Here is a 17,965-nt window from a genome sequence, read left to right on the forward strand (position 1 = left end):
GGTTCGCCAAGGTGATGGTGAGCAGCGATCAGGACTCAATCTCCTGCTCAAGCATTCCCTTCTCGGTCGTGTAGGCCAAGCCGTCTCTGCCGAGGTGCCGGTGGCGGGCGAAGCGGCGGGCAAAGGATCGTTTGCGGTCGAGGCGCCCGGTGGGGGAGCTGGCGCTGCGCGCCCAGCCGGTGCGAAGACTGTTGCGCTCCTCAATGGGGCGGTTGAGCCCGCGCAGGGTCGCCAGCCGCAGCAGCGGGATCGCGATCAGCAGAAGGGCGTAACCGATGCTGAACCAGGCCAGACCCGCCAGCAGGGGCGGCGTGGGCTGAAGGATATCGAACAGCATCGGGGCGAGCAGCAGCAGGGCGCCACTGAGCACGGCATAGGCCCAGCGCACGTCCGAGCTTGCGCGGCTGAAGACATACCGCCGCTCCCGCAGCGGGGGTGAGGGGCGATCCGCAGCAAGGGTCTGGCTACGGCCGGCTGCAGGCATGGCGAGCCCGGAGCTCACCTGCAGGCTCGGGAAGTGATAAGCAAAATCGCCCTCTTCACTCACCTCCGGGCGGCCATCGAAGCGCAGCAGCACCGGCAGCATCGCGGCATCGGCGATCTCACTGGCCCGTTCAGCGTCGGCGGGCCGGGGGGGCAGATCCAGCAGAGGCGCCAGATCCTCGGCAATCACGGCCCCACCACGATGGGCGATGAAGCAGCCGATACGGCGCCAACGCCGCTGCTCGAGGTTGCGGTTGGGATCGCCATCGCCGAAGAGCACCGAAAACAGCGACTCCAGAAGCTCCAGGTCTTCCTGGATGGCTTTCTGTCGTTGCAAGGCGACCGGATCATCACCCTGATGGCGGCGGCCCCTGGCGAGGCCGGCCACGCTGTCGCCCACGCCAAGCACAACGTGCAGCAGCAGACCACCCATGGCATTGAGGAACTCCGCGGAGGCCGGAATCCGGCCGGTCAGCATCAGGCCAGTGACCAGCAGCAACGCCAGCAACGTCAGAAGCGTGCCGATCACAAGGCGGACCAGCCGGCTGGACTGCCGCCAGAGCCAGCCGAGCGTGGCCCCCAGCCGCAACCGCCAGGAATGCGCCAGCAACCTTCGCCAAAGATGGCGTGGGAAGTGGTAGGCCACGCTGCCGTCGTTGCTCACCCGCAGAGTCGCCCCAGCGGCTACCGCCAGCTCCAGCAGCTGGCGCTCCATCAGCTCCAGGGAGAGGCCCGTGCGGGATGCCGCCTCTCCGGCGGTAAGCGCACCACCGCGCTCCCCCAGCAACCGCACAAGCTCAGGTTGAGCAGCAGAGAAACGGATCATCGAGGTCGTGGCAGTGGAGGATGGAACCGAGCAGCAGCACCGCCGTTGAGTTTGGGTGGAAACGATGCTGCCCGGCACGCGCCCAACCCCACGGGCCAACAAACAGGTAAGACAGCATCACCGCCCCCAGCTGCAAGCAAGGCGGCAGCCACACGGGGGTTATCGCTGAGGTGGTTGATGTCCGCGGTTGGTTGATGCGGTTCGTGAACACCTTGGTGGCGAGGCAGGACACCTGAAGCAAGCTGCTGGTCTGGATCTGGATGCAGCGTTGGGCTCTTCACTAATGCTCCCACTCTGCACGCGGCACCTGGTGATGATGACACTGGCCTTCCTTCTCGCTGGCTGTGAGCATCTCCTGAAGCCGAAGCCCTTTCTGCTGCGTTGCCAGCTCGAGGGAGGCTCGCTGAAGACCGTCCGCGTCAATCCCCGCCAGCAACAAGTACAGGAACTGGATCCCCGTACGTTGGACAGGACGAACACCTTCTGGAACTCCGACATCCCAGATCCGGATGCGCGAGGTCTGGTGGATGAGACGCTCGTGAGGATCACCTCGCAGGAGGTTCACTGGGAGGTGAAACGGTATCGGCCACAGATGGAGTGGGAGACCAACACCGTCGATCTCCAAAACCTCAGCTACAAGGGCGAAACCGGTACGTTCACGGATCTTGAACCCGCCAAGTGGAACTCGAAGGGTGTCTGCCAGAAGCTCGATGATGTTCCTGACGCTTCCACCGAGGCTGAGTAGGGTCTACACCTTTTCGGCGACCATGGCGTTGACGGTTGGCCTCGCGCCGGTGTTCTGGCTCTGCCAATGGAACCGAGAGGGGCCAAGGGCCAGGTCGCGGGTGCCGGTGGTGGGGGAGAAGAGGGCTTCGCTTGAGTGCAGGGTGATGAACAACAGGTTGGTGGCGCTGCTCTGGTGCCAGAGCACGCCTTCGCAGTAGATCCAGGGACCTCATGATCCCCGCACGACCAGGCTGCTCGTCAGGACAGAACGGTCTTCAGCTGAAAGATCAATTGTGGTAATTCCACCTGGATCACATCCCACACCATATCAAGATCGACCCCCAGGTAGGCGTGGATGAGTTGATTGCGCATCGCGATGATCTCCCGCCAGGGGATCTCAGGATGAGCGAGCCTCACCTCCTCTGGGATGCGAGTGGCGGCCTCGCCGATCAGCTCGATGTTGCGAAGAACGGCGTCCTGAATTAGCTGATTCGCCTCGAACTGCGCACGGTGTTTCGGAACTGACGTCCATGGCCGGCAGTGAGCGCTGAGGCGGGGCTTGGCATGACGCTAAGCCGCCAACGGATCTTCACTTAGTGACCCACAGGACCTGCTCGCTTTCCTGACACTGAATCTTCTATGGAGCCTGGCCAATTGGCCTCAGAAGCAGGAAGCCAGCTTCGGGATGGGTTGAGAAAGCCTCAATGGCCTCGACGTGAGCAAGCAGCAGAGCCGCCGTTGCAGCATTGCCGGCGTTACCGATGGCCAGGCAGATCACCTTGGGAGGGAAACCGCGCGTCACGCTGAGCCGGAGAAAATCCTCGTCCTTGGTTACCAACAGAGCACCATCAGAGCGGGCCTGCTCCCAGATCACCGGATCATCAGCTCCACCCAGGCTGAGCAGCCGCACATGGCTGGAATCGGGAAACCGATCCAAGAGCAGTGGTAGTAGCCGTTCTGAGAGGTTCTCGTCCAGCAGCAGGCGGACGCTCACGCCGCCGATGAGGACAGGGTGATCAGGCAACGTTCCCGATCTGCCGCGTAGGCGAGGCAGGCCAGCACGTCGTCGTGGCTGAGCTGCGGGAAGTCTTCCAGCAATTCCGCTTCGCTCATGCCGCTGGCCAGAGAACCGAGCAAATCTCCCACGGTGAGCCGAGTGCCACGAACGCACGGCTTGCCGAAGCGCACCGCCGGGTTGATCGTGATCCTTGCCTGGATATCCATGGATCAACGCTAAACCGCCAACGCCAGGGATGGTGGGGAGCAGCTGCTGTCCCACGCCACAACCATGCAGCAAGGCTGCCGGGATCTCCCGCTTCAGCCGCTGACAGATCACCATCGGCCGCTGACAACTGTGGCTCTGGTATCAGCCAAAGCCGAGACAAACGAATGGCTCCCTGACCGTGTCCAGCCGACGCTCCTCTGGCTCTCCCAGTGGAACCGAGAGGGGCCGAGGGCCAGGTCGCGGGTGCGGGGGTGGAGTGGGGAGAAGAGGGCTTCGCTTGAGTGCCAGATCACGCCTTCGTGGTGGATGCAGAGGGCGGCGGCGGTGAGGATGCCAATGGCTAAGTGGTGGGAGGATCCTTCTCCAACACAGCCAATAGAGAGCTTTTCAGGCCAGGTAGGTCATTCTGGATCGAATCCCAGAGAATCAGCTGATCTACGGCTTCGTACACATGGATGATTCTGTTCCGTGTACCAACGATGCGGTGTAGATCGGGAATGATCGTGAGCACACTTGGATCGGCCTCAAGGGCCCTCTTGAGAGCCTCTCCGATGATTTCAAATTTGCGCTCCACAGCTGATTGGATCAGCTCATCGTCAAGGTAGTGATCAAGCGTGCAGTTCTCGATGAAGCGTTCAATCGCCTTTATGGCCTCAAAGGCGTCAAGCAGGCGTTTCAGCGCCTCTCTTCGCATTTCAGAGTTCCAGGATTAGCCGGCGTGACGCATCCACGTCTTTCCGGAAATAGGGATTGTGGATCATGGGTTCCGTCAAGAGATCCACCGGACGGCCGAAGAGGGCTTCCAATTCATCGGCGAAGGAACAGAAGCGTCGTGCATAGCCCGGTTCCCGTTGGCCCGACATCTGCACGATGAAGTCCAGGTCACTGCTGGCGGGGTTAAACAGGCCCTTCGCCGCCGAGCCGAACACTTCCAGCCGGTCCACCCCGTAGAGGGCGCACAGGCGCCTGAGCGGCTCCAACCGGTCGATCAGCAAGGGCAGTAGCGGGGCAGCTGTGTCCATGGGGTCAGGTTAATGGAGCTTTCGGGTCCCTCACACCGCCACCGCCAGCTCCGGGTAGAAGGCCCCCGGAATCGCCCTATGGAGCCGCCAGCGAATCGCCATCGGCCGCTCGCCCTCGTGGCTCACATACTCGGCAAAGCCCAGGCACAGGAACGGCAGTGCCATCCCGCCCCGGTTATGTAGGGGATGGCGACGTCGTTGTAGCGGGTGGTGGTGGCACCGTTGAGACGCTCCTCTTCGACCATCACAGCAGCTGGCGGAACTGCTCAGGCGTCAGACCTGCATCGCGCGCAATCGCGCCCATGGTGATGGCGTTGATGGGGTCGTGTCTTGGGATCACGAGCCGACGCTCACCATTGCTCAGGATCAGATGACCCGACTCGCGGACAATCCGATACCCCAGCTTCAGAAACACCCTCACGGCCTCCTTCTGGCTGATTCCCGGTAGCCGCGGCATCAGATGGCGAGTTCCATCGTCTCCACGCTGCGCACGCCACCCTCCTCAGCTTCCACTTCCAGCCAGAGGGCAATCGCTTCGCGGATGTTCGCCAGTGCTTCGTCCCTGTTGGCTCCCTGGGAGTGGCAGCCCGGCAGGTCAAGGCAGCTCACTGACCAACCCTCTTCGGTTTCCAACAGCCGGATGCGGTAGCTCATGCCGGTCTGACTCCCTGACCTGCGTTCAGGCTAAGCGGCATGGAGCTGGCCTCTGCCTCCCAGTCCCCTCAAACCGCCACCGCCAGCTCCGTATAGAAGCCCCCCGGAATCGCCCTTTGCAGCCGCCAGCGAATCGCCATCGGCCGCTCGCCCTCGTGGCTCACATACTCGGCAAAGCCCAGGCCCAGGAACGGCAGCGTCACCCCGCCGCGCCTGTTCTCCTCCCGCACGAATAGCAGCACCCGGCTGCCGCGCTCAACGTGGTGGATGTATCTCTGCCCGGTGGGTGAGGCTTCCCGGGTGAGGCTCTGGCTCTCCCAGTGGAACTCCCACGGGGAGATGGCGTAATCGTTGTAGCGGGTGGTGGGGGAGAACAACCGCTCGGATTTCTTGAGGGTGATGAAGAAGACGTCGCAGCGGGTGGCTTCATCGAAGAAGACTCCCTCCCGGCCTGGGAAGGGCCTGGTGTCGTTGAGCAGCCCAAAGGCGGCGAACACCTCGGCGCGGGAGTAGCGGCCATGCAGGCCAAGGGGCACCGGCGGGGCCGGCTCGCCATCGGCCACGAACGGCCAGGCGAGGGGCGCCACCAGATGGGTGGTGCGCTCCAGCAGCAGCTCAAACAGCTCCACCAGCTCGGCGCGGAGCTCGGCGGCGGCCCAGAGCCGCACGAGGGCCTCGGCCAGGGGCACGTGCTGCCGGCCGCTGCCCCAGAGCTGGGTCATCAGCATCCGCCAGCGGCGCTCGGCCCAAGGATCCAAACCCGCCGGATCGGGAGCCACGGGGCGCTGCAGCTGATCCACCAGCCAACGCAACCGCTCCGGGTCGTCGAGATGCAGCAGGCCGCCGGCGATGCCACGCCCCAGCCGCTTTTCATCGTCGCTGGGCTCCCCTGAGGCCGCCCCGGCACCCCACCCCAGCTCCCGCTGCAGCAAAGCCCATGACCCCGCCACCCGGTAGAACTCCCCAGCTCCATCCCCAGCCCCTCCAGCAACCCCGCCAGCGAACAGCGCCCGAGGCGGCGGCATTCCGCCAGCAACTGGGGCCGCCGGCTGGGCAGCGACTCGCGCAGATTGGCCAGCACCCGCTGGCTCGACACCCGATCGAGCTGCAGGCTGCAGCCGGCCGGCAGGAAGGGAAACCCCTACTTGATCTGCTGCTCCAGCTGGTCGCGCGTGCCGCCGAGCAGGGCGCGGTAGCGGAGGTCGAAGCGGAAGTTGCGGTGCGCCTGGCCGATGAAATCGAGCACCGTGAGGCAGCTTTTGCCCGGGCAGAGGCGCAGCCCGCGGCCGAGCTGCTGCAGGAACACGATCGCGCTCTCGCTGGGGCGCAGGAACAGCACCGTGTCGATGTCGGGGATGTCGAGGCCTTCGTTGAACAGATCCACCGCGAACAGGATCTGCAGCTCGCCGGAGCGCAGGCGGCGGATCTGCTCGGCACGCTCGTCGCGGGGGCTGGAGGCATCCAGGGCGGCGGCGCGCAGACCGGCGGCCACGAACTTGCGGGCCATCCAATGGGCGTGCTCCACGCTCACGCAGAAGCCCAGGGCCCGCATCGCCGCCAGGTTGGTGACCTTGTCTGCCAGTTCGCGCAGGATCAGGCGCAGGCGGGCGTCGTCACCAGGCTCGATACCCAGGCCAGCGCATTCTTGTCGTTCTGATCTCCGGCTATGCCCATCTGGTGCCTTATGTCGAGGCCGACGATCACCTCTTTCTCAAAACCATCATTCCCAGCCGCAAAGCCACCATCGCCTACCGCCCAGGAGACCGACCATGAACCCCCTTGATCACGAAGAGCAGGAGATCCTGGAAGCCTTCGAAGCGGGCACGCTCCGTTCGGTGGCCACGGCTGCAGAGCGCTCCCGCCTGGAAGCCTCCGCAAGGTCAACGGCCACCAAGGATCAGCGCATCAACATTCGCCTCACCAGTGAGGATCTGGGCGCCTTGCGTGCCCGTGCCCTGCAGGAGGGCATTCCCTACCAGACCCTGATCAGCAGTGTCCTTCACAAGTACGTGAGCGGCAGGCTTCTCGATCGACCCTGAGCGTGTGGAGCTTCGTGGTTTTGGGCGGCCCGTCAGGCAGTAGCCCCTGTTGGGAATCCTTCTGGCTTGGGCGTGCAGTGGCTGCAGCCAACCTGGCTTCGGGGGTAGCTGTGCCGCCCCAGCCCCTCTCCCACTCCGCTTCAGCACGCGGTGGCGATAGCCCCCCCTGGCGGCGGAATTCAGATCCACGGCTGCCGCCGGCGCGGCCCGAGGCAGCTGCAGCAGGTCGCCGAGGGGTGTCGTTCCCATCGCCCTCGATGGGGATGCAGTCCAGAATGGAGCCATGGCTGCCCCTTCGACCCAGGAAACCTCCCTCTCCCAGCGGCTCCAGGGCGCCCGTGAGGAGGTGCTTGCCGTGGCTCACCGCCATGGGGCCCGCAACCTGCGGATCTATGGCTCGGTGGCCCGTGGCCAGGATCGGCCCGGCAGCGACCTTGACCTGCTGGTCGATCTGGAACGGGGCTGTTCCCTGCTGGACGTGATCGCTCTTCGGCAGGAACTGGAAGCTCTCTTGAATTGCCAGGTGGATCTGGCGGAAGCTGCGCAGTTGCATCCTTTGATCCGCGATCAGATCATTGCTCAGGCAAAGGCTTTGTGAGCAAGGATCTCCTTTACCTCACCAACATTGCCGAAGCTCTTGAGCGCATCACTCTCTACTCCATAGAAGGCCACTCAGCCTTTCTTGCTTCCACGCTTGTGCAGGATGGAGTGATCCGTAACTTGATCGTGGTCGGCGAAGCCGTGAAGAATCCGTTCGCGGATCTTTGCGAGTCCGAACCGTCCACTCCTTGGAAGTCCATCGCCGGCATGCGAGATGTTCTGATTCATGATTACTTGCGTGTGAATCTGGAGCAGGTCTGGGAAACCGTGGCGCGTGATCTTCCTCCCCTTGGTCTCACCGTACACTCGCTGATTGAGCGGCATAGGAACGATTGAGCGCGAAGCCAGCATCGCCTACTGCCAAGGAGTCCCACCATGAGCCCCCTGGATCACGAAGAGCGGGTGATCCTGCCACTCGCGGCATAGCTGCAGCAGCGCGTTGCGTAGTGGCTGAGCCATGCTGGCCTTTGGCTAGGTAGCGGCGTCACTCAGCTCGTCGCTACCGATCAGGCTGTAGGCGCCGCTGCCGTAGGCGGTGATGCTGTTGCCGGTGAGCACCTTGCCCACCATCGGCCGCCCAGGATCCGCAGGGCCACGTCCTGCGCTGGGGCGGGGCTTTGGCGGCCCCGCAGCTCCATGAGCATGAGGGGTTGGTCGATGGGGCTCATGCGCCTGCGCTCGGCGATGCACTGCCGCAGGCGCTGGTAGGTGGTGGAGGGGGCGGGGTCATGGGGAATCCTGGCGGGGTGAGACGGGGTGGCATTGGTGAGGAGAGGCCCAAAAGATCCCCATGCCAGGGCCACAACCAGCTCACGGTTGTGATCTGCTGTCCCCCTTAGGCTGGGGAAGCCAGGAAACCGTCATGACAGACCAGCTTGGGCGCATCACCATCAACCCTGAGATCTGCCATGGAAAGCCAACCATCCGCGGGTTGCGTTATCCCGTGGAGATGGTGCTCGAACTGTTGTCAGCTGGGATGAGTGCGGCTGACATTCTCGCCGATTATCCAGATCTCGAGGCTGAAGACATCACGGCAGTGCTTGAGTACGCAACCCAGCTATCCCGAATTCAGCGGGTTGATCTCCTTTCTGCATGAGGATCCTGCTGGATGCCCAGCTGCCACGATCGCTCGTTCGGCCGCAGTCATCTCTTGCGCGGCACTCCCGCCAGGCTTCTGCTTGTGGCCACGGGCAACATCGGCAACCAGGATCTCACCGCTCTGCTGCTTCGTGTTCTTCCGGAGCTGAACCGGCTGTTTGAAACCCATGTCCTCATCGAGCTGAGTCGGAAGGCATTGGTTGTTCGGCATTGAACGTCAGTGAACTCGGCGCCGATGACCCGCTTGACCACCTGGCTCATGGGCATCCATCTCTCCAACCCCTTTGCCCAGCTTCGACCGCGCTTACGATGGACTTCTTGCCGGGAGGAGTGGCGATGACGCCCATGTCTGACCTGCTGCAACTGCCCCAGAGCGAGCGGCTGGCCCTGGCGATAGCCCTGTGGGACAGCCTGGATGACCAGGCCCGAGATGGGGCGCTGCCAGTGGACCCTTCCCTCTTCGCCGAGCTAGACCGGCGCTGGGCGACCCATCGCGACAACACCGAAGCGGCTGTGCGCTGGGATGAGGTGCGGAGCCAGCTCGGCCTGGGATGACCATGCGCCCGGTTCGCTTCCTGCCGGAGGCGGTGGAGGATCTGCTGGCGACCCAGCGCTGGTACGGCAGGCGAGAGAGCGCATCCGCCTCGATCCCAGATCCTTCCCCATGATTCACGGGCAGGTCCGCAGGCTCGTGCTCCGGAGGTTTCCCTATGCCGTCTACTTCCGAGAGCAGCGCTCTGAAATCCTGGCGGGTGTGACAGGGGGTGGCACTTGTGGAGGAGAAGCCCTGCGGCGATGCCTTCCCCTCCATCACCCCCTCGGCCAGACCTGGCGGGTTGCCTACGATGAATCCACTGAAAGAAGCAGAGGCTGTGCGCACGTTCTCCGCCGTCATCGAGCGCTGCGCGGACACAGGAATGCTTGTGGGCTACGTCCCAGGCTTCCCCGGTGCCCACAGCCAGGGGGAGACCCTCGATGAACTGCAGGCCAACCTCCAGGAGGTGATCGCCATGCTCCTGGAGGACGGCGAGCCGACCCTGGAAAGCGACTTCGTGGGCTTGCAGCAGATCGTGGTGCCGTCCTGACCCTGGAGGGATTCCTCAGCCACCGCTGAACCACGAACCTCACGCTGATGCCTTCGGCGATGGTCTGCCCCCATGCAGTCCCCTACGGCCAGAACGCGCTGCCGCAATGGCGGCTGCCGGACACCAAACCGCTGCCAGAGTGGGCGGGCGAGCGGCATTCCATGCCCCACCACGGCCCGCCCCTGGCCCCATCCATCGACCTGAACCGCCTCCTGGCGGCCGGCCTGGGGCGCAACCCGGCGGCACCGGCGCTGCAGGACCTCGAACACAGCATCGGCTGGGCCGAGCTCGACAGGCAGGCGGAGCAGCTGGCCAGGGCCTATCAGCGGCTGGGGCTGCAGCGGGGCGACCGGCTCGCCTCCCTGATCCCCAACCGGGTGGAGCTGGTCGTCCATTACCTGGCGGGGCTGCGCAGTGGCCTGGTGCTCACCCCCCTCAACTACCGCTACGTGGCCCCGGAAATCGACCATGCGCTGACGGTGAGCGGCGCCGCGGCCCTGGTGTTCCACGGCGAACGGCTGGCCGATGTGCAGGCCAGTGCCGTGGCGGGCCAACTGCCGCTTGGCTGCCACGGCATCGAAGATCGCACCGGGTTCGACGACCTGCTGGCCGCGGCCCCCGCCGGCGGCGACGTCCCGCCCTGGCCCCCCCTGGCCGACGACGAGCCCTGCTTCATCTACTTCACCTCCGGCAGCACCGGCCGGCCGAAGGGTGTCACCCACAGCCGGGCCAGCTTCGCCGCCGTGCTCACGTCGCTGATCCAGGCCAGCGAACTGCGGGCCGGGGAGGAGGTGCTGGCCGGCAGCTCCCTGGCCCACATCGCCTCCTGTGCCCTCGTGCTGGCTGCCCTGGCCGCCGGCGCCTCCGCTGCGATCGCCAGCCGCATCGATGCGCCCACCGTGGAAACCCTGCTGCGGCGCCATCGGCCGTCGGTGCTGCTGATGCTGCCCGCCGCCCTGTTCGAGCTGCTGCGGGATGAACGGTTGCTGCCGACGGATCTGGCTTCGGTGCGCCTCTGCATCAGCGGCGGCGACAAGGTGCCCCACCAGCTGCAGGAGGAGTTCTGCCGAGCCGCCGGCTTCAGCATCGACGAATGCTTCGGCATGAGTGAAATCGGCTACGCCACCCTGGCGCCCCCGTCGGGCCAGAACCGGATCGGCTCTGTCGGCCGGCTCTGCCCGGGGTTCAGCGCCAGCCTGCGCCACGAGGACGGCAACGAGGTGGCCCCGGGCGAGCAGGGACGCCTCTGGATCCAGGCCCCTTCCCAGATGCTGGGCTACTGGGACAACCCCGAGGCCACCGCCGAGACCATCCAACAGGGATGGCTGGACACCGGCGATGAGATGCGGGTCGATGCCGAGGGCTACTTCTGGTTCTGCGGCCGTCGCAAGCAGATCATCGTGCACGACAGCTCCAACATCTGTCCCCAGGAGGTGGAGGAGGCGCTCTCAGAGCATCCGGCCGTGGATCTGGTGGGGGTGATCGGCATCCAGGACCCGGTGCACGGCGAGAACGTGCGGGCCTATCTGACCCTCCGCCACGACCAGCCCGTCCCCAGCGAAGCCGAACTGATCGCCTTTGCCCGGGCCCGCGTCGGCTACAAGGCGCCGGAGGAGATCCGCGTGCTGCCCGACCTGCCCCTCACCCCGGTGGGCAAGACCGACCGGCTGGCCCTGCGCCAGCTGGCGGCGGATGGGCTGCATGCCGGTTGAGGCCTCCCTGCTCGACTGGATCGGCAACCGCGGGCGCCGCTGCAGCGTCGGCGAGGCGGCCGCAGGCACCGGCCTGTCCCTGCGGGAGGTGGAGCCGGGGCTGCTGGCCCTGGTGGCCGAAGTGTCCGGTCGCCTGCAGGCGGCCGAGGACGGCACCTTGCTGTTCGTCTTCCCCCCCGCGCTGCGGATGCGGCTGTTGGCCCGCAGCGGCCGCCGGCGCCTGCAGGCCCGGCTGCAGGTGGCCCTGCGCCTCGCCGCCCGGCTGATCCGGCTCAGCTTCGGGCTGGTGCTGCTGTTGGTCACCACCCTGGTGGTGCTGATCCTGTCGGTGCTGCTGATCGTGCGGCTGTTCAGCAGCGACGACGGCGACGATGCCGGCCTGGCGTTGCTGCAGGGGCTCGCCCAGGTGCCCCTCTCCATCCTGGATCTGCTCGTCTCCGGCATCCGGTCCCCGGCGCGCGGGGGCTCCTCCTCCGTCAAGCCGCAGCAACTGTGGAGCCTGCTCTGGGATCTGCCCGGCGAGGGCGCCGATCCGGCCTCCCTGGGCTTCCTCAGCGCCGTGTTTTCGATCCTGTTCGGCGATGGCGATCCCAATGCCCGCCTGGAGCCGCTGCGCTGGCGCCGCATCGCCGCCTTCCTGCGCCTGCACGGTGGCGTGGTCATCGCCGAGGACCTTGCCCCGCTGCTCGATCTGCCCGACTGCCCCTCCGATCCTGACCGCCGCCGTGACCTGGCCGATGCCGCCATGCTGCCGGTGCTGCTGCGCTTCGACGGCCGCCCCGAGGTGAGTGAGGACGGGGACCTGATCTATGGCTTCCCCTCGATCCCCGCCGGCGCCGCCGGCGTTGATGGGCCGGTGCCGCCCCTGCGCGAGCGGGCTTTTCGCTTCAGCCGGGCCGGAGCCGGGCAACGGGTCGCCTACGGCCTCACCGTCGGGGCCCTGCTGGTGCTCTCGCCGTGGCTGTTGGCGATCACGCCCGCCTGGCTGCCTCCGGTGGCCTGGCTGGCCCGATTCGCCATCGGCTACGCCCTGTTGCTGCTGCTCCTGCCCCTGGCCCGCCTGCCGCTGCAGCACTGGCGCAACCGTGCCATCGCCGCCCGCAATCGCCGCCGTCAGGCCTGGGCCCAGGCAGCCCGCCACGCCGATCCCCAGCTGAAGCGCCGCCGTGCCGCCGCCCGCCGACTGGGCGCCGCCGAGGCTGGCCGGCCGGCGCCGCGCGTCGTGTACGACAGCGGCCGCGATCTGCTGGAGCAGACCATCGACGACCTGGCCGCTGGGCCCCGGCCGACCGCCTGAGACAATCCACCCTCGCCTGTGCCCAGCGAAAAACATGGCCGTTCTCGGCAGAGAGGCGATCCTGCAGGCCATCGAAGCGGGCGCGATCGGGGTCACGCCGTTCGTTCCCGAGCGGCTGGGCCCCGCCTCTCTCGACCTCACCCTCGCCGGCACCTTTCGCGTGTTCCGCAAGGTGCACGAGGTGATCGAGGTGCGCGAGCACACCGACTACCGGCAGCTCACCGAGAAGATCAAGGTGCCCCAGGACGAGCACATCCTGATCATGCCGGGCGAAACGGTGCTGGGCATCACCCAGGAGCGGCTGCGCCTGGGGCCAGGGCTGTGCGGCTGGCTGGAGGGTCGCAGCCGATTTGCGCGGCTGGGCCTGATGGTGCACATCAGCGCCCCCTTCATGGGGCCGGGGATCGACAGCCAGCAGGTGCTGGAGATGAGCAACTTCGGCCCCGCTCCGCTGGCCGTGATTCCCGGCACCGCGGTCTGCCAGTTCGTGTTCCAGAAGCTGGAGGGGTGCGAGATCTATGCCGGCGGCTTCGCTGGCCAGACGGAGGACTCCTTCTGAGAGCCGGGTCGTTCCTGGTGCGGTACGGGGGTGCTGCCGGCTCTGCCTCTGATCTGCGCGACTGAGGGCTGCGGCAGCGACAGTCAGAAAATGCCCAGAGTTTTCTTCTTGCAGTAACCGGCCCCGATGTTCATCCAGCCCGATTCGCAGGGCTTGCCATAAGTGGGCCTCACTTCGTAATAGATGGGTGAATTGCAGTGCTGCTTGAGGTCATTCACATACCCCAGCGGGCACTGGTCGTAGCCCGGAAGCTTGGGGATCCGCTTCTGTGCCTCCGCCGTCCCGGGGATCAGCAGCGGCAGTGTGAGCAGCGGCAGGGCCAGGAGCCTGGCGGCCAGCGCGCAGCGTGACGTCTTCATGGCGCGAGGATCCAAGGGCATCATCCAGGAGTCTGATGGCCTTGCGGCTACCAGCACAACCAACAACCGCAGCATCGCCGCAAGGATGGGCCGTGTCCGCCGCACCTCCGTTGCTTTGCTCGCCGTGACCCTCCCCCACCAGGCGATCCCCACCGCACGGGTGGCCTCCGCCGCTTGCGTTGCGCTGGGGCGATGACCAGCGACAAACGCCACCGTCGCGCCAAGTTCCGGCGCCTGCTGAGCGTCCTGCTGTTCGTGGTGGCCCTGGCCGGTGCAGTGGCGTCCCTGGTGGTGTTGGTGCCGCTCACGCTCTGGGTCCTGCTCTACTGCGCCATCAAGACCCCGCTTGACTGTCTCGCCTCCCTCGCGGTGATGCTGTTGCTGTGGCTGGCCGCTTTTTCCCTCGTGGCCCTGGCGGTGCTGGGCGCCATGCGGTTGCGGAAGCCTGACCCCTAGCGCGACGCCGTGGCCGCTGGTATGGCCTTGGGTAATCTCACCCCCCAGCCACTATCAGTGCGTCGCCTGTGTGCCTCAACAGGATGTCCAGATCGCAACTCTGGAGCTGGAACGTTATCCGCAGCCAGATCGAGCGGCGGAGCAAGGGCGTTCATCAACCAATGTCACCCCAATGCTTTACCGCATTGACACCCAACCGCGCGGCATGCGGCACAATTTCATGATCAGTCAATTCATAGAAAATAGAGGGGGGTGATTGAACCCCAACCACCAGAAACTCGCGCGTACTGCTCATCCAATGGACAGGACTTGCTTCGCAAGGCGGTCAACAAGCCAAACCACCTTGAGCACACTCGCGCTAACTCATGAACAGAGCCATTCCAAAAGCTCTGAGTCTCCGGCAACGTTCCATGGGTTCAGCTCAGTTCATGCCAGGTGTGAAGTGGAGTGATCAGATCATGAAGGTCGCCACCACGGCGGCATGATCGGATGCCGGGTCGGATTTTCGCTCGGTGGGAACCTCATTCACCGATGGCAGCTTGGACGTTGCCAGAACGGTGCGGGCGTCTGGGATGTTGTCGGGGTTCACGAGCCGGTGGCTGGCAAAGATGTGATCAATTAATTCGCCACGGCCCTTGAACACCCGGGTGTAGGGAGGCTCTGCGGGTGGCTTGCCATCCGGTGTGACGTTGAGGCGCGGAGCCAGATTCCACATCCGATAGCCGTCTCCCTTGTCGCCAGTGCGGAACCCAGCGGTCTCAAGCTCCGAGCCCGTCGGACCTTGAATGATCTGGGTGGTGGCGGCATCGGGCTGGTCGTTGAGGTCCCCGCAGAACACCACGGCCTTCTCACGCCCCAGCCCGTCATCGGGATCGGGCTCTCCGGCACCGGAGGAGAGGATCGCATTGATCCGGTCGCGGATCGTCAACGCCTCCCCGGTGCGGCGGTAGAGCGCGTAGGCCGCATAGCGGTAGCGCTCGTCCTCATCCTTCGGGCTGAAGTTGCCCTTGGGCCTGGGATAGCTGATCAGCTTTGATTTGAAATGGGCGGTGATAACGGTCACCTCCGTACCGCCTACCTCCACCACCACCTCCAGGGCGCTGCGGCCCATGGCAGCGAGCAGCGATTCATCCGCGGCGGTGCCCGGCTTGTCGAAGACCGGATCCTTCTGCTGCACCGGACGGATCAGATCCGGAAACGAGCTGATCGACCGGATACCGCTCAGAGGGCGGGTGGAGAGGATCGCTACGCGGATGGCACGTTTGGGTTCTCCGCCGGCTTCTGGGTCTCCTTCCGCCGCATGGGGCATCGAATGGCTCAGGGCCTGCTGCAGAGCCGCCAGGGCGCCGTTCGGACCGATCTCCTGGAGAGCCAGCAGATCAGGCTGCTCTTCGTCGATCACGGCTGCGAGCTTGGCGAGCTTGTCCTGGAAAGCCTGCTGGGACTCCGGCTTCGAGGGATCAGGAAGGAACAGGTTCTCCACGTTCCAGTTCATCACTTTGAAGGCCGTCATGGTGCTCCTGATCGGTTGAGTCGTCCCTTGGATTTAGCAACGGCAGGTTAAATCTGAGGTATGAAGATGTTCAAGCCGCCTGGACTGGTGAGGTCAGGCGTGGTCTGTCCCACGGCAACGTGATTGATGTTGAGTAAAGACCCGCCAGGCTTCTCCTTGATGCCCCGAGCGGGAGTGAGCGGTTGGAGCGTGGGGCCGCTGGTGCGGCGAGACCGTCAGCCCTGCTGCCCGTGCTGTCTTGTGTCCGTCTCCATCAAGTACCCATCAAGTAGTCATGACGGCTCAAACCCGGCGGAAGGCCCGCCGGGTGGCCCAGGGGTCATGTCACAGAGGATGCATAAGACTGATGATGGGCTGCCAGTTCCAAGCGGCGGAACGTAGAACTGTTCTTGTGCTGATGCGACTGCATCCGCATCACGATTTCGTGCAGCATCCGCACCGTGGCCGTGATGTTCGGCCCCTTGTTCAGCATCACGCCCTCCGCCCTTGCCCCCATCGCGGCATCGGAGATCTCTGCCCTGGTGGGCATGCCACCGTGCGCCAGTTCCTCCAGCACCTGCGTGGCCCAGATACAGGGGAGATGGGCAGCTTCGCAGAGGCGCAGGATCTCTTCCTGAATCTCCGCCAGGCGCTCCCAGCCGCACTCGATGGCCAGATCACCGCGGGCGATCATCACACCCAGTGGAGCTGGAGAGCGCATCGCGGCAAGCAACAGTGATGGCAGGTCATCGAAGGCCTGCCTTGTTTCGATCTTGAGGATCACGGCCAGATCGGCGTGGCCCAGCCTGGTGAGCTGGTCCTGAAGGGCCTGAAGATCAGTGCTGCTATGCACGAAGGAAAAGTTGAGAATGTCGGCGTGTTGGACGATGAACTCCAGATCAGCGATGTCCCTGGCCGTCAGCGCAGGGATGGTCAGTGGGCTGTCGGGAAGGTTGATGCCTTTGTCCGCCCGCAACCGCGAGCCCTTTTGCTTGGCTGCAGTGATTTCCACCAGCAGTTCAGTGGGCTGTGTCCCGGTAACCAGGCCGCCGATCTTGCCGTCATCGAAGAAGATCCGATCGCCGCAGTTCACATCGGCGAAGACCTCTGCCAATGTGCAACTGATGACTGCGTGACGGTGTTGCTTTCCCTCCCCACCGTTACCCGCAGGCCGGCCAAGTTCCGGCAGCGCCACGATTCGGAGTTGATCACCCTTGTGCAGCAGCAGGCTGCCCTCCAGGGCAGGGATCCTTCCGATAGTGACTGTGCACCGATTCGCCTCGTGTCGATCGCTGCCGCCTCCGGAGCGAGCGCTCATCACCAATTTCAACCCTGGCGTGAAGTGGCAGCTCTGGGTCGTGGTCGCCCAGATCCCCTCCGCTGATCGGCGTTCCACACGAAGCTGTCTGTGCCGGCCTGAGGCATCGATCATCTCGAGGCGATCACCGGCTTCGAGCCGGGTCCAGCCATCACCCGTGATCGGCGCCACGGCATCAACTCCGGCCATGGGGGTCGTGGGCTCCAGATGTGGGGACAGCAGGATTCGAGCCGGTGACAGCAACCTCCCCAGGCTGTCGCGCCTTGGTTTGCAGCGCATCACCTGCGGACCCGCCTGAATCGGGCCGGTGCGGAGTTTCGGACCTGCCAGATCCATGGCGATTCGACAGGGGCGGCCCGTGCTGGTGACGGCCCGCCGAAGCTGGTGGATCATCCGAAGCCAGTCCGCTTGACCATCGTGGGCACAGTTGATACGGGCGATGGTCATCCCCGCCCTCAGCAGGTGCTCGATCAGTTCGTCGTCTTCTGCCGCTTCCATGGGCAAGGTCACCATGATCGTGCAGTCCGCTGTGCAGCTGCGAGCGCCGAGCAGCCGCACGCAATTTCGCGCAATCAGGTCCTGTCCGGAGCCATGGTTGAGAGGAACGGCTGGCAGGGGATGCGACGGCACCTCTGGCCTGGATCGAGACCGGAGGATCTCCAACACCTTCTGAACACTGTCCATCACGCTGGATTCGCAGCGCCCGAGGGAGGACAAGCCCTGGCTTGCCAGTTGGTCCTGGAGCTGGCGGATGTCGTGTTGCCGCAGGGCCACGTAGTGCAGCAGGTTACAGGCGCTGACCCGGTTGTCAGCTGCGACTGCCTCAAGAGCGAGCCCATCGCTGATCTCCATGCTTTGCATCGATCGGCAGAGATCGATCAACTGCCCCGTGATTCTCTCGAGGCACGGGTTCTCCTCCCCAGCGCCGTCAGCGCCGGGAGCCTGGTTGGGATCTGGTGCTGCTGGGCTCACCATGGGCCTGGCCTACACCGTGAGGTCGGGCCGTGAAGGTTG

At 64.9% G+C, this 17,965-nt stretch carries 27 protein-coding genes; 12 read left to right on the plus strand and 15 right to left on the minus strand.

Features of this window, described 5'->3' with window-relative positions; genetic code table 11:
• Window positions 1-28 precede the first annotated feature (28 nt).
• Window positions 29-1,309 carry a hypothetical protein gene (locus ACXMDP_RS09210; protein WP_259729354.1) on the minus strand — a complete coding sequence of 427 codons (1,281 nt, stop codon included), beginning with the start codon at window positions 1,307-1,309 and terminating at the stop codon, window positions 29-31.
• Between the two features lie 187 nt (window positions 1,310-1,496).
• Here ACXMDP_RS09210 and ACXMDP_RS09215 point away from each other — a divergent pair, with 187 nt between their 5' ends.
• Window positions 1,497-2,054 (plus strand): hypothetical protein, encoded by a 558-nt coding sequence (locus ACXMDP_RS09215; RefSeq protein ID WP_259729353.1) that lies wholly within the window; start codon window positions 1,497-1,499, stop codon window positions 2,052-2,054.
• 3 nt (window positions 2,055-2,057) lie between these two features.
• Here the strand turns inward: ACXMDP_RS09215 and ACXMDP_RS09220 are convergent, their stop codons facing one another.
• The 11 genes from ACXMDP_RS09220 to ACXMDP_RS09270 all read right to left on the minus strand — a co-directional run bounded on the left by ACXMDP_RS09220 (window position 2,058) and on the right by ACXMDP_RS09270 (window position 6,467).
• Window positions 2,058-2,240, minus strand: coding sequence for a hypothetical protein (locus ACXMDP_RS09220; RefSeq protein WP_259729352.1), 183 nt, complete (start codon window positions 2,238-2,240; stop codon window positions 2,058-2,060).
• A 53-nt stretch (window positions 2,241-2,293) separates the two neighbouring features.
• Window positions 2,294-2,518, minus strand: a complete 225-nt coding sequence (locus tag ACXMDP_RS09225; protein ID WP_457767218.1) for a HepT-like ribonuclease domain-containing protein — start codon at window positions 2,516-2,518, stop codon at window positions 2,294-2,296.
• Window positions 2,519-2,672: 154 nt separating this feature from the next.
• On the minus strand, window positions 2,673-3,029 hold the full coding sequence (locus ACXMDP_RS09230) for a DUF5615 family PIN-like protein (RefSeq protein ID WP_259729351.1): 357 nt from the start codon (window positions 3,027-3,029) through the stop codon (window positions 2,673-2,675).
• Window positions 3,026-3,259: a DUF433 domain-containing protein gene (locus tag ACXMDP_RS09235; RefSeq protein WP_259729350.1), complete on the minus strand. Its 234-nt coding sequence runs from the start codon at window positions 3,257-3,259 to the stop codon at window positions 3,026-3,028. Before ACXMDP_RS09235 ends, ACXMDP_RS09230 begins: the two co-directional genes overlap by 4 nt.
• A gap of 341 nt (window positions 3,260-3,600) precedes the next feature.
• Window positions 3,601-3,954, minus strand: a complete 354-nt coding sequence (locus ACXMDP_RS09240) for a HepT-like ribonuclease domain-containing protein (RefSeq protein WP_259729349.1) — start codon at window positions 3,952-3,954, stop codon at window positions 3,601-3,603.
• Window position 3,955: 1 nt separating this feature from the next.
• Window positions 3,956-4,255 (minus strand): nucleotidyltransferase family protein, encoded by a 300-nt coding sequence (locus ACXMDP_RS09245; RefSeq protein WP_457766733.1) that lies wholly within the window; start codon window positions 4,253-4,255, stop codon window positions 3,956-3,958.
• A 57-nt stretch (window positions 4,256-4,312) separates the two neighbouring features.
• Complete coding sequence (locus ACXMDP_RS09250) at window positions 4,313-4,447, minus strand: hypothetical protein (RefSeq protein WP_259729347.1); 135 nt, start codon at window positions 4,445-4,447, stop codon at window positions 4,313-4,315.
• Window positions 4,448-4,526: 79 nt separating this feature from the next.
• Complete coding sequence (locus tag ACXMDP_RS09255) at window positions 4,527-4,703, minus strand: type II toxin-antitoxin system HicA family toxin (protein ID WP_259729346.1); 177 nt, start codon at window positions 4,701-4,703, stop codon at window positions 4,527-4,529.
• A 35-nt stretch (window positions 4,704-4,738) separates the two neighbouring features.
• Window positions 4,739-4,936, minus strand: coding sequence for a type II toxin-antitoxin system HicB family antitoxin (locus ACXMDP_RS09260; protein WP_015109365.1), 198 nt, complete (start codon window positions 4,934-4,936; stop codon window positions 4,739-4,741).
• Window positions 4,937-5,004: 68 nt separating this feature from the next.
• A complete protein-coding gene (locus tag ACXMDP_RS09265; protein ID WP_457766736.1) occupies window positions 5,005-5,961 on the minus strand; it encodes a DUF3427 domain-containing protein in 957 nt (318 codons plus the stop codon).
• A gap of 116 nt (window positions 5,962-6,077) precedes the next feature.
• Window positions 6,078-6,467, minus strand: a complete 390-nt coding sequence (locus ACXMDP_RS09270; protein WP_457766738.1) for a helicase-related protein — start codon at window positions 6,465-6,467, stop codon at window positions 6,078-6,080.
• A gap of 238 nt (window positions 6,468-6,705) precedes the next feature.
• Here ACXMDP_RS09270 and ACXMDP_RS09275 point away from each other — a divergent pair, with 238 nt between their 5' ends.
• The 10 genes from ACXMDP_RS09275 to dcd all read left to right on the plus strand — a co-directional run bounded on the left by ACXMDP_RS09275 (window position 6,706) and on the right by dcd (window position 13,326).
• The gene (locus tag ACXMDP_RS09275) at window positions 6,706-6,975 is read left to right on the plus strand and encodes a hypothetical protein (RefSeq protein WP_259729343.1); all 270 of its coding nucleotides are present in this window, start codon (window positions 6,706-6,708) and stop codon (window positions 6,973-6,975) included.
• A 283-nt stretch (window positions 6,976-7,258) separates the two neighbouring features.
• A complete protein-coding gene (locus tag ACXMDP_RS09280; RefSeq protein WP_259729342.1) occupies window positions 7,259-7,573 on the plus strand; it encodes a nucleotidyltransferase family protein in 315 nt (104 codons plus the stop codon).
• Window positions 7,570-7,911: a HepT-like ribonuclease domain-containing protein gene (locus ACXMDP_RS09285; RefSeq protein WP_259729341.1), complete on the plus strand. Its 342-nt coding sequence runs from the start codon at window positions 7,570-7,572 to the stop codon at window positions 7,909-7,911. Before ACXMDP_RS09280 ends, ACXMDP_RS09285 begins: the two co-directional genes overlap by 4 nt.
• 526 nt (window positions 7,912-8,437) lie before the next feature.
• Window positions 8,438-8,671: a DUF433 domain-containing protein gene (locus ACXMDP_RS09290; RefSeq protein WP_216916331.1), complete on the plus strand. Its 234-nt coding sequence runs from the start codon at window positions 8,438-8,440 to the stop codon at window positions 8,669-8,671.
• Window positions 8,672-8,683: 12 nt separating this feature from the next.
• Window positions 8,684-8,887 carry a hypothetical protein gene (locus ACXMDP_RS09295; protein WP_259729340.1) on the plus strand — a complete coding sequence of 68 codons (204 nt, stop codon included), beginning with the start codon at window positions 8,684-8,686 and terminating at the stop codon, window positions 8,885-8,887.
• Window positions 8,888-9,018: 131 nt separating this feature from the next.
• Window positions 9,019-9,228, plus strand: coding sequence for an addiction module protein (locus ACXMDP_RS09300; protein WP_259729339.1), 210 nt, complete (start codon window positions 9,019-9,021; stop codon window positions 9,226-9,228).
• 290 nt (window positions 9,229-9,518) lie between these two features.
• The gene (locus tag ACXMDP_RS09305) at window positions 9,519-9,758 is read left to right on the plus strand and encodes a type II toxin-antitoxin system HicB family antitoxin (RefSeq protein ID WP_259729338.1); all 240 of its coding nucleotides are present in this window, start codon (window positions 9,519-9,521) and stop codon (window positions 9,756-9,758) included.
• A 59-nt stretch (window positions 9,759-9,817) separates the two neighbouring features.
• Window positions 9,818-11,470 carry a class I adenylate-forming enzyme family protein gene (locus tag ACXMDP_RS09310; RefSeq protein ID WP_259729337.1) on the plus strand — a complete coding sequence of 551 codons (1,653 nt, stop codon included), beginning with the start codon at window positions 9,818-9,820 and terminating at the stop codon, window positions 11,468-11,470.
• The gene (locus tag ACXMDP_RS09315; RefSeq protein WP_259729336.1) at window positions 11,460-12,767 is read left to right on the plus strand and encodes a hypothetical protein; all 1,308 of its coding nucleotides are present in this window, start codon (window positions 11,460-11,462) and stop codon (window positions 12,765-12,767) included. The genes ACXMDP_RS09310 and ACXMDP_RS09315 overlap by 11 nt, the downstream gene beginning before the upstream one ends.
• A gap of 34 nt (window positions 12,768-12,801) precedes the next feature.
• Window positions 12,802-13,326 carry a dCTP deaminase gene (gene dcd, locus ACXMDP_RS09320; protein ID WP_259729335.1) on the plus strand — a complete coding sequence of 175 codons (525 nt, stop codon included), beginning with the start codon at window positions 12,802-12,804 and terminating at the stop codon, window positions 13,324-13,326.
• An 83-nt stretch (window positions 13,327-13,409) separates the two neighbouring features.
• Here dcd and ACXMDP_RS09325 read toward each other — a convergent pair whose 3' ends face one another.
• Complete coding sequence (locus ACXMDP_RS09325) at window positions 13,410-13,685, minus strand: hypothetical protein (RefSeq protein WP_259729334.1); 276 nt, start codon at window positions 13,683-13,685, stop codon at window positions 13,410-13,412.
• Between the two features lie 192 nt (window positions 13,686-13,877).
• Here ACXMDP_RS09325 and ACXMDP_RS09330 point away from each other — a divergent pair, with 192 nt between their 5' ends.
• Window positions 13,878-14,141, plus strand: a complete 264-nt coding sequence (locus tag ACXMDP_RS09330) for a hypothetical protein (protein ID WP_259729333.1) — start codon at window positions 13,878-13,880, stop codon at window positions 14,139-14,141.
• Window positions 14,142-14,592: 451 nt separating this feature from the next.
• On the opposite strand, the gene ACXMDP_RS09335 is transcribed toward ACXMDP_RS09330, so the two are convergent.
• Both ACXMDP_RS09335 and ACXMDP_RS09340 read right to left on the minus strand, forming a co-directional pair.
• The gene (locus ACXMDP_RS09335) at window positions 14,593-15,654 is read right to left on the minus strand and encodes an endonuclease/exonuclease/phosphatase family protein (protein ID WP_259729332.1); all 1,062 of its coding nucleotides are present in this window, start codon (window positions 15,652-15,654) and stop codon (window positions 14,593-14,595) included.
• Window positions 15,655-15,973: 319 nt separating this feature from the next.
• Window positions 15,974-17,926 carry a pyruvate kinase gene (locus tag ACXMDP_RS09340; RefSeq protein WP_259729331.1) on the minus strand — a complete coding sequence of 651 codons (1,953 nt, stop codon included), beginning with the start codon at window positions 17,924-17,926 and terminating at the stop codon, window positions 15,974-15,976.
• Window positions 17,927-17,965: the final 39 nt, after the last annotated feature.

The sequence above is a fragment of the Cyanobium sp. ULC065 genome (assembly GCF_977927515.1).